The sequence below is a fragment of the Myxococcus llanfairpwllgwyngyllgogerychwyrndrobwllllantysiliogogogochensis genome (assembly GCF_006636215.1).
Taxonomy (GTDB): Bacteria; Myxococcota; Myxococcia; order Myxococcales; family Myxococcaceae; genus Myxococcus; species Myxococcus llanfairpwllgwyngyllgogerychwyrndrobwllllantysiliogogogochensis.
This window is the reverse complement of sequence record NZ_VIFM01000054.1, coordinates 40,164-52,578: the sequence shown is the minus strand read 5'-3', so window position 1 is coordinate 52,578 and position 12,415 is coordinate 40,164. Positions and strand designations below refer to the sequence as shown.

Below are 12,415 nucleotides of genomic sequence, written 5' to 3'. Positions count from 1 at the left end.
GTGCTCACCCGCCAATGCCTGGACAGGCGAATTGGCAACAAGCTCACCTTGAAACGGGAGGTGGCCCGATGGGAGAGGATGCGCAACAAGGAGGGCGCCCGCGTCCGCTGGCGCTTCACTATAGACACCGCCCGCACCAAGCTCGGGCAAGCATACCCCCAGGCCCAAGCAGCAGTGGCCGCTGCGGCCTGAACCCTTCAAAACCTCTGTGCCGAGGTACTAGGCTCGCGACATGAGTCGTTCGACGGGACTCCCCACGCCACCCTCTCCCCCACGTCGGGAAGTGGCGCACGCCGGACTAAGTGCCTCGCCCGCCGCCGGTGCTCGCGAGTTCGTCCACCGTGCCAAAGGGCACCTGCGTCTCCTGCTGGGAGAGGACGCTCCAGAGCCGTCCTCGACGGACGCCGCGACAACTCCCCGCGCAACGCACGCGTCCAGGAGTCAGCCCGGCGCTGCAACCAGCGAGGCGACTATCGCGATGCCGCCTGTGTCCCCGCGAGCCCCGCCTTCTCTCGCCGACACACCTCCGCCACCCAATCCGAAACCGCGCGCACACGTGGGCTGCGTTGCAAGTCCTTGTGGAACGTCAGCCACAAGGGACGCTTCGCCAGGACTCCCGCGCCCACGCGCGTCAACCGAGCGTCACGCTCACCCGAGAGACACGGCAGCAGCGCGACGCCCAGCCCCGCCGCCGCGGCCTCGCGCAACACCGCGGTGCTGTTGCTCTGGAGCAAGCGCCGTCCACCCGCCGTCACGCGCTTCAACTCCTCGGACTCCTCTCCAGACGTGAGGGCCATCCGGTAGACGAGCACGGTGTGCTCGCGGAAGTCCCCGGGCCGAGGTGCGCCACGACGGCGCAGGTAGCCGCGCGATGCGTACATGGCGAAGGCAATCTCGCCGACCTTGCGCACCACCAGGGCGTCACCTCGGGGCGGTATCAACCGCAGCGCCAGGTCCGCGTCGCCTCGCTGGAGGTCCACCACGTCGGTGCCCACCACCAGCTCCAGGTTCAGGCCGGGGTGGCGCGCATGAAGCTCGCCCAGGTGAGCGGCGAGCAGGGCCTGGGCCAGATACTCGGTGGCCGCGAGTCGGACGGTGCCCTCGGCCTTCGCTTCATCGGAGACGGAGTCATGAAGCAGGCGGAGCGAATCCTCCATCTCCCGCGCCCGCGCCACCACCGCCTCGGCGTCCTCCGTGAGCCCCAGCGTGCGCGAGCCTCGCAACACCAGCCGCGTGCCGAGCGCCTTCTCCAGCGCCGCCAACCGCCGTCCCACCGTGGTGGCGTCCACCCGCAGCTCCCGGGCCGCCCCGGCGAGCGAGCCCTGGCGTGCCACGGAGAGGAGGTAGCGCAGGTCGTCCCATCGCATATCCATGCCTGCAATGGTGCAGCAAAGCCCTGCATTCCCGCAGCACTTCCGGCGCTATCTCGGACCCTGGAAGCGGCGGCTCCCTTGGCGGCCCCGCGCGAACGACAGGAGAACGCGATGTCCATGTCACATGCGACGGCGCTGGAGCAAGACACGGTCCCCTCGGTGCGGAGCATCCCCCAGGAGGACAGACTGACGGCGGTCACCCAGGGCACGAGCCCGGGCGTCCCCTTTCGACTCAAGGCCCAGGACGGCTACCCGCTGGCCGCAACCCTCTTCCCCCACGAAGGCGCGGAGGTCGGCGCGGTGGTGCTGCTGGCCGGAGCCACGGGAGCGCGTCAGCGGTACTACTCGCGCTTCGCGTCCTTCCTCGCGCGCCGGGGCTTTCCCACCGTCACCTTCGACTACCGGGGCATTGGCGGCTCACGCCCGGACACCCTCACGAGCTTCGGCGCGCGCATGGAGGACTGGGGAAGCCAGGACCTCGCGGGCGCCATCGCCGCGATGCGCGAGCGCTTCCCGGGGCGACGCCTGCTGATGGTGGGCCACAGCGTGGGTGGCCAGTTGCTCGGGCTGGCGGAGAACGCGCGCGAGGTGTCCGCGCTGCTGAACGTGGCGACGGGCTCCGGCTACTACAAGCTCTTCCCCCAGCGACTGCGCATGGCGCTCAACTGGCGCGTGCTCACGCCCGTGCTGACGCGGGCCTTCGGCAAGCTGCCGGGCTGGGCGGGGACGGCGGAGGACCTGCCCGCGGGCGTGGCCGCGCAGTGGGCGCGCTGGTGCCTGTCCCCGGACTACCTGCTCAGCGAGGGGGGTGAGGCACGCCGCGAGGCCTTCGCGTCGCTGTACCTGCCGCTGCGGGCCTACAGCTTCTCGGACGACCCCATCGCCTCGAAGGCCTCCGTGGAGCACCTGCTGTCGTTCTACGCGGACGCGCTGGTGGAGCACCGCCGGCTGACCCCGAAGGACGTGGGCCAGGCCATCGGCCACTTCGGCTTCTTCCGGGAGAACTTCCGCGACACCCTGTGGGAAGACGCCGTCGAGTGGCTTGCCATCCAGGCGCTCACCCCGCGCCCCGTCAACCCACGGTAGCCCCCACAACCGGCGCGGGAGCCGCCGTGTGAAACAGGCGTCAGGTGTCGCGCGGACGGCGTTGGCTCCCGGGTGACCTGAAGTAGAACCCGGCTCCATGGAACTGGAGCTCAAAGGCAAGGCGGCCCTCGTCACCGGCAGCAGCCGAGGCATTGGACGGGCCACGGTGGCGGCGCTGGCTCGCGAGGGCGCACGGGTGTGTCTCAGCGCACGGGGCGCGGAGGCACTGGACGCCGCCGCGAAGGAGCTGCGCGCGGCGGGCGCGGACGTCGCCACCGTCGTCGCGGACGTGGCCACCCTGGCGGGCGCCGTGGCGGCGGTGGACGCGGCGGTGCGCGCGTTCGGCACGCTGGACATCCTCGTCAACAACGTGGGCGGCAGCGGCGGCGCGGGCGCCTTCGACTCGGCCACGGCGGAGCAGTGGACCGCCGTGCTCGACCGCAACCTCATGTCCGCCGTGTGGTGCAGCCAGCGCGCCGTGGAGGTCATGCGCGCGAAGGGCGGCGGCACCATCGTCCACATCAATTCCATCTACGGCCGCGAGTACGCCACCAGCGCGCCCTACACCACCGCCAAGGCGGGCCTCACCGCGCTCACCAAGGAGATGGCCGTGGACCTCGCGCGCCACCACATCCGCGTCAACGGCGTGGCGCCCGGCTCCATCCTCTTCCCCGGGGGAAGCTGGGACAAACGCCAGAAGGCCGACCCGGAGAAGGTCGCGAAGATGGTGAAGGACGAGCTGCCCTGGGGTCGCTTCGGCTCGCCCGAGGAGGTAGCGGACGTGGTGACCTTCCTCTGCTCGGAGCGCGCTCGCTGGGTGACGGGGGCCACGCTCCCCGTGGACGGCGGACAGGGCCGCGCCTTCTGAACGGGCCCCGGACACGGCGGGCCAGCACCCTGGATGGCGCCAGCCGGACGCCATGCTATGGAGGGCCCTCCCCTGGGGTATTCCGTGCTGAAGCTTTACAAAAAGGAAGGCGACAGCCTCCGTTTCTGGGAGGTCTGGGTGCATGAGGGCGTGCTCACCACGCACTGGGGCACCGTGGGCGAAGTGGGCGAACAGAAGGACACGCCCCTCCCCCCGGAAGAGGACCCCGACTTCGCCATCGCCGACGCCGCCGGCCCGCTCATCGAGCAGGACTACGATGAGCCCGAGCTCGACGCCATGGCCACGCTCATCGTCCAGTACCCCATCGAGGGCAAGGGCACCGGACACGACGTGGAGAAGCGCGTCGCCGTCGAGGAGCTCCTCACGGACGCCCTCGGCTGGACGGGCAACGGCGAGGTGGAAGGCGGCGAGCTGCGCGACGGCTTCCTGCGCGTCCACTGCCAGGTGATGCACGCCGACGCGGCGGTCCGCACCGTGCTGCAAGCTCTCGACTCGGAAGACATGGTGGATGACGTCAGCGTGCTCGTGGCCAAAGGCGACGAGGAGCCTCGCGTCATCTGGCCCACCACGCCCTGAGTGTTACCAGCGCGGCGGCGACACCACCGCCGCGCTCGCATCTTCCAATGGACGTCACGCCCCCGCGGGATGCACCGCCGGAGCCGCCTCGACTCCGGCGGAGATGCGGTGCCAGAGCTGGTGCGAGGTGAGCAGCAGGGCCAGGGTGACGAGGGGCGAGATGGTGTTGCCCAGCGGGTCCCCCATCGCCGTGTGGGACACCGCCGCCGCCACGAAGTCGATGGCGAAGCCCGCATAGGCCCACTCGCGCAACGTGCGAGACCCGGGGGCCCACAGCGCCACCACGCCCAGCAGCTTCGCGATGCCCAGCATGGTCCGGAAGTAGTCCGGGTAGCCCAGGTGCTCGAACGCCGCGACCATGTTCGGCGCAGCGGTCAGATACAGGAAGGCAGAGACCGCGGCCGACAGGGAGACCAGTCCGGTGACAACCCAATACGCGACTTTCAGCTTCATGCTCACGCCTCCAAGGACCGTATGGGCTGACGAGCAGCCCCCCGCGCGAGACGATACGGGTTACAAATCCGCCGTCGCAAGCGGGCCACTCTGACCCGCCCCCTCGCCTTCGACGAACCGTCGGCCATCATTCGCCCGGTCCGGCCTGCGATCCCGGTCCAGTTCGTCCCGGTCCAGCATGCCGTCCTCGTCCCGGTCCACGCCGATGCGCCGCTCGGAGCCCGCGGGCACCACGGTGTACGTCAGCTCCGCGCCGGGCCGCGCACCCGCCAGCAGCAGATACGCCCCCACCTTCTCCGAGGCCCGGTCCGACTGGAACACGCCGCCGCCGAGATAGGCGAAGCCGCGCTCCTCGCCATGTCGGCGCCCCTTCACCACCAGCCCCACCTTGCCCTGCTCCGCCAGGGACATGAACTGCAGCACCCGGGCGAACTCGGAGGGCGTAGCCGTCGTCAGGGTCACCTGCTGCCCCACCGCCGCGTGGGAGTCCTTGCTGTCCGGCCCCGGCGGCAGGAACATGTCCGTGGCCGAGCCGCGCGGCAGCTCCGAGCCCGCGAAGGACAGCAGCAGCGCGACGAGGTCCGCCACCTCCTGGTCGCTCTCCGGATTGAAGGTCGGCTCGGTGATGAAGCGCGCCAGCGAGTCCACGCTGCCGTCGTGGATGAAGGCGAAGCCGGACAGGCTCTCCTTCTGCGTCAGCTCCATGCCCACCTTCTCGTAGACGTTGCGCAGCTGCGGCACCTTGAGCGTGACGTTGGTGCTGCCATCCGTGGACACGAGCGCGTGGTGCGACTCGCCCATGGCGCCCTTCTGCATGGGCATCCACATGGCGCCGGTCCACTGCATGTCGACGGCGAGGCCCGACGGGAAGGTGTGGCAGGTGTTGCACGCGAAGAGGCCCTGCGCGAGCAGGCGCGGCGGACGGAACAGCGCCATGCCCCGCGTCGCGTCGCCATTGGGCAGCGGCTGACCGGCCGGCGCGAAGCGGCCCGTCGTGTAGTGGCCCGTCAGCGGCAGGTTCCGGGGCAGCGAGTTGTCCAGGTTGCGGAACGGGTTGGGCGGGAAGGTGAGCGTCGCGAGGAACGAGCGCAGCTCCTTCATCTCCCGAGGCGTGAGCTGGGCATCGTCACCCTGGAGGCCCTCGAAGGCGGGGTTGAACTCCTCCAGGCTCGCCCGGTCTCCGCGCCAGTGCAGCGGCTCCTTGCCGATGATGTCCTGGAGCGTCTGCGTCGTCATGGGGCCCTTCATCGGGTGCCACGCCTCGAAGGGCGGCAACGGCAGGCCCATGCCCAGGTTCTGCCCGGCCAGCGACTTCACCGCGCCCGTCGGGTCTCCCAAATCCCAGCCCAGCCGATCCATGCGCCCGTCGATGTGGCACGACGCGCAGGACACGTGGCCCAGGCCCGACGTCTTGTGCGTGTCGTACAGGTGCTTGCGGCCCACCTTGAGGGCCTGGGGCGTCGGGTCGAAGAACTCCACCCGTGACAGCTCCTTCAGCCGGTCCGTGCTCAGCACGGAGATGCTCGCGCCGAAGCGGTTGAGCACGTAGAGCCTGTCGCGCGAGTCGTCGAACACGATGCCCGTGGGCCCCTCGCCCACCTCCACCTGTCCCAGCCGCGCGCCACCCAGGCCCACTGCCACCACGTTGTTGGAGCCCATGCCCGTCACGAAGGCCCGCGTGCCGCGCGAGTTCCAGGCGATACCGCGCGGGTCTCCCACCGACAGGTTCCGCACGGACTGGGGCACCGTGGGCGTGGCGTAGTCGAGGTGCGGGTTGAGGTCATGCACCGAGGGCGACGTCGGCCGGCGAGGGTCCACCACCGCCATCAGCACGCGCAGGAAGCGCCCGTTGACGTTCGGCTCGAAGCGCACCTCGTTGCGCGCGTCGGTGCCCACCACCGTGACGGAGCCGGAGGGGTGCACGGCCAGCGCCATGTTCGCGTTCATCAGCCGCGTGGCGTAGCTGACGTCGAGTGACGCCGCGTCGATGATGGCCAGGTCGCGGTCCGGCATGTCCCAGCCCGTGAGGCGACCGGAGGCGGCGGCATTCGCCCCGCTCACCAGGTCCGTCCAGTCCGCGCGGTTGTCGTCCAGCCACTGGCCTCGCGTGTTCTTGCGCACGATGAGGCCCACGGGCGGAGGCGGCGGGTTGGCGGGGTTGAGCGCGGGGAAGAAGGTGGAGCCCGCGTTGGGCGGCGGGTTGATGCCGCCATAGGGCCCGCGCGCGTCGCTCACGGCGTTGGGCGGGTAGGCGTTCGGAATCAGCGAGCCACCGCCGAGGATGGTGCTGCCATTGCCGGACTCGAAGATGGCCGCATAGACGAAGCGGCCGTCGGGGCTCACCGCGAGCGCACGCGGGTCCTCGCCCTTCAGGGTGATGCGTCGGGGCGTCGCGTCCGGACGACGCGGGTCCACCACCAGCACGCGGTTGACCTGGGAGCAGGTGATGAAGGCCCGCTCCGGGCGTCCCGCGAAGACGACGTCCGCGGGCTCGTCATCCGTATAGACGGTGGCCGTCACGGTGCCGCGTCGCAGGTCGACGATGCTCACGCTGTCGGAGATGTGGTTCACCACCCACGCCTCGGTGTTGCTCCGGGCCCGCACCGACACGGGGTCCAGTCCCACGGGGATGGAGGCCACCAGCTCCAGCCCCCGCCTCGACGTCACATCGAACACCATCAGCCGGTTGTCGGCGGTGTTCACCGCCAGCAGCAAATTGCCATCAGGGGTCAGCTCCAGCGGGTGAACGTGGGGGTCCTCCCAGTTCACGAACGACTCATCGGCGTGAGACATCCCCGGGAGCAGGAGCGCAATGAAGCACAGCAGCAAGACCGCGCGTCGGATGACAGCCATATCGGCGACCTCCACGTCAGGAAGAAGCGGTGCTTCTCACTGTCTTGCATTTATCAACGCGACGGATGCAACTCCTTGCGTGAGAAAAAACGCATTCCTACATCTACCCCTGCGGGGTGCGTCCTCTCGGGAATCAAAGATTCGAGCTGCCTGGAAAACGACTCGGGGCGTCACACACGCCAAGCAAAGGCAGACACACAAGTCCATTTACCCACGCCAAAGCGGACAGAACCGCGACACCCAAAAATGCGGGCGTCACGCAAGAAACCGCCCCCATGGCGTTACAAGCCCGTGCTCCATTGAGACAGGATTTTTCTGTCTCACGGCGTCGCATCCGGCGGAGTGTCTCCGCCCTGGACACATCAGCCGTGAGTGTCCGTCGTGGCCGAGCCCTCGGGCCTGGGGCGGAACACGCGGAACAGGAGCGCGATGGACGGAATCACCGTGAGCGCTCCCACCCCGAGCGCGATGAGCAGCAGGCGCTGCGTCGCGGGGCTCGCCGCCGCGCCCTGCAGCGTCACGTCCGGCACCACCAGATAGGGATACTGGGACGCCGCCCAGCCCAGGACGATGAGCCCGGCCTGGAACGCCGCCGCCAGCCGCGCCCACTGGAAGCGACGCGTCCACAACAAGGCGAAGGCCGTCACCGCCGCCACCCCCGTCGCCGCATGCAACGCCAGCGCGAAGGGTGAGCGCGACAACCCCTCCCACACCCGGGGCGCGCCCTCGCGCGCGAGCAGCAACACGGCCACCGCCGCGACGAACACGGCCACCCCCGCCCCGAGCGCGCGCCTCCTGAAGTCCTCACGCAGCTCCGCTCCAGACGCCTCGTGGGTGAGGAACACCGCGGCCAGGAAGGCGAAGAGCGCCAGCGCCAGCACCCCCACCGCCCACGCGAAGGGCGACAGCCACGACGCGAAGAAGCCGCTCACCACCACCCTGCCCTCCACGCGGATGGAGCCGCTCGCCACCGCGCCCACGCACATGCCCAGCAGCAACGGCGCGACGACGCTCGCCGCGCTGAACACCAGGCCCCACTGCCGCTGCGCGGCGTCGCCCCGCATGTCGTACGTGCGGAAGGTGAAGGCCGCGCCCCGGAAGACGATGCCCAGCAGCAGCAATGTCAGCGGCACATGCAGCGCCACGCTCAGCGCCGCGAAGGCGCGAGGAAACCCCGCGAACAACAACACCACACCGACAATGAGCCAGATGTGATTCACCTCCCACACCGGTCCCATGGCGTGAGCGATGAGCGCCCGCTGCTCCGCCTTGCGCGGCCCGAAGGACAAGAGGTCCCACACCCCGCCGCCGAAGTCCGCGCCCCCAAACAGCGCGTAGAGCACGAACGTCCCCGCCAGCACGAAGCCCAGCACCGCGTCAGTGGACATGGGCCTCGCCTCCCTTCACGTCAGGACCCTTCGGCTCGCGGTCCGGCAGAGTGTCCGCCACCTGCCGCTTCAACAGCGCCACCACCACCACGCCCAGGAACACGTACACGACGGTGAACGTCCAGAACGGCGCGGCCAGATGCGGCACCGGTGTCACCGCGTCCGCCGTGCGCATGACGCCCCGGACAATCCACGGCTGCCGCCCCCACTCGGTGACGAGCCACCCCGCCTCCAACGCCACCAGCCCGAGCGGCCCCGACACCAGCCACGCCCACATCATCTTCCGACCCGACGGCCACGCCTTCCTCCGCCATCGATACGCAAGCGTCACCAGCGCCAGCAACGCCATGGCGCTGCCCGTGCCCACCATCACCTGGAAGGCGACGTGTACCTTCGCCACCGGCGGCCACGTGTCGCGTGGGAACTCGTTGAGCCCCTTCACCTCCGCGTTGGGGTCGCCAAACGCGAGGATGGACAGGCCGTTGGGGATGTCCAACGCATGGGAGACAGTGCCCGTCTCCACGTCGGGCAGCCCGCCCAGGCGCAACGGCGCGCCGCGCTCCGTCTCGAACTGCCCCTCCATCGCCGCGAGCTTCACCGGCTGCGCCTTCGCCACGTGCTTGGCGGACAAGTCGCCCACGACGGGCTGGAGCAGCGCGGTGACACACGCGAGCGGCAGCGCCACCGACAGCGCCTTGCGATGAAAGGCCGAGCCTGGGTGACGCAAGAGCACGGAGGCATGGATGCCCGCCATCGCGAACGCGCTCGCCTGATAGCAGGAGAGCAGCACGTGCGACGTCTGGGTGAGCCAGCCCGGGCTGAACATCGCCTTCAGCGGTTCGATATCCGTGGGCCCATGCGGCGTGGCCACGAAGCCCGACGGGTCATTCATGAACACGTTGACCAGCGTGACGAAGAACGCGCTGGCCGCGCCGCTCACCGCCACCATGACACCCGAGAACAAGTGCAGCCCCGGCGACACCCGCTCGCGGCCGTACAGATAGATGCCCAGGAAGATGGCCTCGGTGAAGAAGGCAACACCCTCCAGGCTGAAGGGCAACCCAATCACCTCGCCGTACTGGCCCATGAACTCCGGCCACAGCAGGCCCAGCTCGAACGACAACACCGTGCCGCTCACCGCGCCCACCGCGAAGAGGATGGCCGTCCCCTTCGCCAGCTTCTGGCTCAGCTTCCGGTAGTCGGAGTCTCCGGTGCGCCGCGCCTTCCAGTCACTCAGCACCATGAGGACTGGCAACGCCACGCCCGCCGCCGCGAACACGATGTGGAACGCGAGCGACAGGCCCATCTGCGCCCGCGCATAGAGCAGGTCCGTCATGAACATCAGAATACGTTATGCACAATTGCTGCGCATTTAGAGATTCTACTCCTCCAGCGAAGCGGGGCTCGGAGCCTGTCGGGCAGGCACGAGCGTCTTCACGGAGTTCTTCGCCACGGCGGTGGCCAGGGTGGTGGCGAAGATGAGGATGAGCTTGCGGCCCAGCTCGGCGCCCACGGGGCGTTGGTCCGCGCTGGAGGCCAGCTGGTCCGGGTGCGCCCACGCACGCTGGAGCGCCTTCCGGCGCTTCTTGCGCAGCACTTCCCCCCGGTGGCGGGAGCGGTAGATGGCCAGGCCCACGCCCGCGCCCACCAGCACCATGGCCACGGCGCCCGCGGCCACCAGCGCGCCGGTGTGCTGCTTCACCTGATAGCGGACGTCGAGGGCCCGCCCGCGCCGCCGGTCCAGCTCCTCCAACGTCAGCAGGAGCTCATCCCGGATGCGGTCCGCCGTCTGCTCCACCTGCTCGCGGTCATCCATGCCACGGGTGATGCGGTGGTCGACGTGGCGCTGACGCTCCACCAGCTCGTTGCCCCCTCGGCCGTTGCCATTCATTGCAGCGTCTCCCGCGTGAGCTGGTAGTCGAGCTTCAAGCGCTCCTGGGTGTGGGTCAGCGGCTTCTTGGGCACGCGCTTGCTGCCCAGGAAGAGCATGCCTCCGGCGATGGCGAGCAACACCACGCCCACCAGCAACACGCCCAATGCGGCGCGCAGGGGCAGGGCCAGGCCCAGCGCCACGAAGAGCACGGCCAGGGACGTGAGGGCGAGCACGGCTCCCGCGCCAATGAGGATGCCCGCGGTGCGCGCGGCCTTCAGCTCGTCGCGAAGCTCCTTCTTGGCGTGCAGCACCTCGGCGCGCACCAACAGGCGTGTCTCCGCCAGGGCATGCCGGATGAGCTCCGCCGTGGAGAGCGACTCCAGTTGGCTGCGCTCCAGGCGTTCCGATTCGAGGTCCACGGCTCACGTCTCCCGCGCTCTGAGGAAGGGGACTCCCGGGTGCGCGCCCGTCCGCTCGGCCGGCACCTGGCCCCACTCCTCCGGACAAGGTGGGCAGGGCGGACGAGCGCGCAAAGCCCGCCTGGAAGTACAGGGCCGGCCCGCCTGGTCGCCTGCCTGGAGCGTGTCGAGGGGCTAACGGCGACGCTGGTGGGCCAGGGCCGTGGCCAGCGTCTCGCGGACCTGGTGGGCCCGGAACAGTCGGTCCGCGGTGTCCACCAGGTTGTCCACGTACAACACCTGCTTGCGCAGCCGCGCGGGAAGCGCGCGCGTGCCCAGGTGCGCGCCAAGCAACGCGCCCGTCAGCGCCGCCGCGACGTCCGCTTCTCCACCGCAGCGCAGCACCAGCGCCACCGCCTCGCGGAAGTCGTGGGGCACCTTCAGCGCGGCGTACAGCGACGTCAGCAGCACGGGCACCACGTGCGAGGGCAGCCCGTCCACGCCCTTCAGCTCGCTGGGGGGCACGCCCACCTTGCGCAGCTGCGTCAACGCGCGCGTGGTGTCCCACGTCAGGAGCCGGGGCAGGTGCCGCACTTCCTCGGCCAGCCCCTTGTCATGCACGGCCGCCGTCAGCGACAGCTGCTCGCAGAAGGCCGCGGGCGTCAGCGGCTCCTCCTCCATGCCCAGCGCGGCCGCCTGCGCGAAGGCGGCGGCGGCGGCGGCGCAGACAGGGTCCTTGTGGGTGATGACGGTGAGCACACCCGCGTCGTGCGGCAGCCGCGCGCGCTGACCGCTCTCCAAGAGGCCCACCACCAGCGAGCGGCTGAGCACCGACGGGCAACGCGTGCCCAGGGGCGCGCCCGCGCTCATCCACGGCGTGCCGCTGGAGAGCCGCTGGAGTGACTCCGCGAGGCTGCGAGGCGGCTGGAGGATGATGCCCTCCTGCCACAGCCACGCCAGGTGCGCCGCCGCGCTGCGCCCATCCACGCGGCCCTCGCGGATGACGCTCTCCGCCGCCGCCAGCAGCAACTGCGTGTCGTCGCTGAACTGGCCCTTGGCGAACTTGCCACGCGGCCTGGGCGCGAAGTCCTCGGCGAGCCCCGGCAGCCGCGCGAGACTCGCGGGGGGGATTCCGCGCAGCGGAAAGCCGAGCGCATCCCCAATGGCGAGCCCCACGAACGCCGCATGGAACCTGTCCTGGCGCTCAGAGGGAGTCAGCGGCATGGAGTCGAGGAGATTAACCGAGGCTCAGGGCTGGACGGACAGGGAGAAGCGCGCGAATCGCGTGAAACGCGCACGGCTTCCGGCGAAATGACACGCGTGGGGACTTGACTCGCGAAGGAGGAGGCCACTCGCGTGTTTCACGCGAGCGAAGTCCACCCCATACACCAGGACGCCCGCCGTCATCACCGTCCACCCTCCTTGCCTCGTGCCCCCCGCCGTCGCACGCGGGGGTGGGCTGACTACCGCAACCAGCACGCGCGCGGCAAGCCCGAGCACCCGCATGCATTCGCGCACCTGCACAC

The 12,415-nt window shown here is 70.0% G+C and carries 11 protein-coding genes and 1 pseudogene; 4 read left to right on the top strand and 8 right to left on the bottom strand.

What is annotated here, in order from left to right; all coding sequences use genetic code 11:
- Positions 1-192 (top strand): annotated as a pseudogene (locus FJV41_RS53125) (IS630 family transposase); the annotation flags it as partial.
- Positions 193-470: 278 nt separating this feature from the next.
- Here FJV41_RS53125 and FJV41_RS16065 read toward each other — a convergent pair.
- On the bottom strand, positions 471-1,367 hold the full coding sequence (locus tag FJV41_RS16065; protein ID WP_181790672.1) for a LysR family transcriptional regulator: 897 nt from the start codon (positions 1,365-1,367) through the stop codon (positions 471-473).
- Between the two features lie 117 nt (positions 1,368-1,484).
- Between FJV41_RS16065 and FJV41_RS16060 the strand changes: the two genes are divergently transcribed.
- The 3 genes from FJV41_RS16060 to FJV41_RS16050 all read left to right on the top strand — a co-directional run bounded on the left by FJV41_RS16060 (position 1,485) and on the right by FJV41_RS16050 (position 3,924).
- Positions 1,485-2,459 carry an alpha/beta hydrolase family protein gene (locus FJV41_RS16060; protein ID WP_141643367.1) on the top strand — a complete coding sequence of 325 codons (975 nt, stop codon included), beginning with the start codon at positions 1,485-1,487 and terminating at the stop codon, positions 2,457-2,459.
- A 97-nt stretch (positions 2,460-2,556) separates the two neighbouring features.
- Positions 2,557-3,327: an SDR family NAD(P)-dependent oxidoreductase gene (locus tag FJV41_RS16055; protein WP_141643366.1), complete on the top strand. Its 771-nt coding sequence runs from the start codon at positions 2,557-2,559 to the stop codon at positions 3,325-3,327.
- A gap of 84 nt (positions 3,328-3,411) precedes the next feature.
- On the top strand, positions 3,412-3,924 hold the full coding sequence (locus FJV41_RS16050) for a hypothetical protein (RefSeq protein ID WP_174453965.1): 513 nt from the start codon (positions 3,412-3,414) through the stop codon (positions 3,922-3,924).
- Positions 3,925-3,978: 54 nt separating this feature from the next.
- On the opposite strand, the gene FJV41_RS16045 is transcribed toward FJV41_RS16050, so the two are convergent.
- From FJV41_RS16045 to FJV41_RS16015, 7 genes are all read right to left on the bottom strand, one after another.
- Positions 3,979-4,377 carry a DoxX family protein gene (locus tag FJV41_RS16045; protein WP_141643364.1) on the bottom strand — a complete coding sequence of 133 codons (399 nt, stop codon included), beginning with the start codon at positions 4,375-4,377 and terminating at the stop codon, positions 3,979-3,981.
- Positions 4,378-4,437: 60 nt separating this feature from the next.
- Positions 4,438-7,230, bottom strand: coding sequence for a YncE family protein (locus FJV41_RS16040; protein ID WP_141643363.1), 2,793 nt, complete (start codon positions 7,228-7,230; stop codon positions 4,438-4,440).
- 362 nt (positions 7,231-7,592) lie between these two features.
- On the bottom strand, positions 7,593-8,618 hold the full coding sequence (locus FJV41_RS16035) for a cytochrome d ubiquinol oxidase subunit II (protein ID WP_141643362.1): 1,026 nt from the start codon (positions 8,616-8,618) through the stop codon (positions 7,593-7,595).
- Positions 8,608-9,960 carry a cytochrome ubiquinol oxidase subunit I gene (locus FJV41_RS16030; protein WP_141643361.1) on the bottom strand — a complete coding sequence of 451 codons (1,353 nt, stop codon included), beginning with the start codon at positions 9,958-9,960 and terminating at the stop codon, positions 8,608-8,610. The genes FJV41_RS16035 and FJV41_RS16030 overlap by 11 nt, the downstream gene beginning before the upstream one ends.
- A 39-nt stretch (positions 9,961-9,999) precedes the next feature.
- Positions 10,000-10,509, bottom strand: coding sequence for a hypothetical protein (locus FJV41_RS16025; RefSeq protein ID WP_141643360.1), 510 nt, complete (start codon positions 10,507-10,509; stop codon positions 10,000-10,002).
- Entirely contained in the window at positions 10,506-10,910 is a 405-nt protein-coding gene (locus FJV41_RS16020) for a phage holin family protein (protein WP_141643359.1), read from the bottom strand. The genes FJV41_RS16025 and FJV41_RS16020 overlap by 4 nt, the downstream gene beginning before the upstream one ends.
- A 174-nt stretch (positions 10,911-11,084) precedes the next feature.
- Positions 11,085-12,113, bottom strand: coding sequence for an ADP-ribosylglycohydrolase family protein (locus FJV41_RS16015; RefSeq protein WP_141643358.1), 1,029 nt, complete (start codon positions 12,111-12,113; stop codon positions 11,085-11,087).
- Positions 12,114-12,415 lie beyond the last annotated feature (302 nt).

Excerpts from the sequence above, each read along its gene's own strand:
- FJV41_RS16025 (WP_141643360.1), bottom strand. The coding sequence starts at position 10,509 with ATGAATGGCAACGGCCGAGGGGGCAACGAGCTGGTGGAGCGTCAGCGC.
- FJV41_RS16065 (WP_181790672.1), bottom strand. The coding sequence starts at position 1,367 with ATGCGATGGGACGACCTGCGCTACCTCCTCTCCGTGGCACGCCAGGGC.
- FJV41_RS16055 (WP_141643366.1), top strand. The coding sequence starts at position 2,557 with ATGGAACTGGAGCTCAAAGGCAAGGCGGCCCTCGTCACCGGCAGCAGC.
- FJV41_RS16045 (WP_141643364.1), bottom strand. The coding sequence starts at position 4,377 with ATGAAGCTGAAAGTCGCGTATTGGGTTGTCACCGGACTGGTCTCCCTG.
- FJV41_RS16040 (WP_141643363.1), bottom strand. The coding sequence starts at position 7,230 with ATGGCTGTCATCCGACGCGCGGTCTTGCTGCTGTGCTTCATTGCGCTC.
- FJV41_RS16015 (WP_141643358.1), bottom strand. The coding sequence starts at position 12,113 with ATGCCGCTGACTCCCTCTGAGCGCCAGGACAGGTTCCATGCGGCGTTC.
- FJV41_RS16060 (WP_141643367.1), top strand. The coding sequence starts at position 1,485 with ATGTCCATGTCACATGCGACGGCGCTGGAGCAAGACACGGTCCCCTCG.
- FJV41_RS16035 (WP_141643362.1), bottom strand. The coding sequence starts at position 8,618 with ATGTCCACTGACGCGGTGCTGGGCTTCGTGCTGGCGGGGACGTTCGTG.
- FJV41_RS16030 (WP_141643361.1), bottom strand. The coding sequence starts at position 9,960 with ATGTTCATGACGGACCTGCTCTATGCGCGGGCGCAGATGGGCCTGTCG.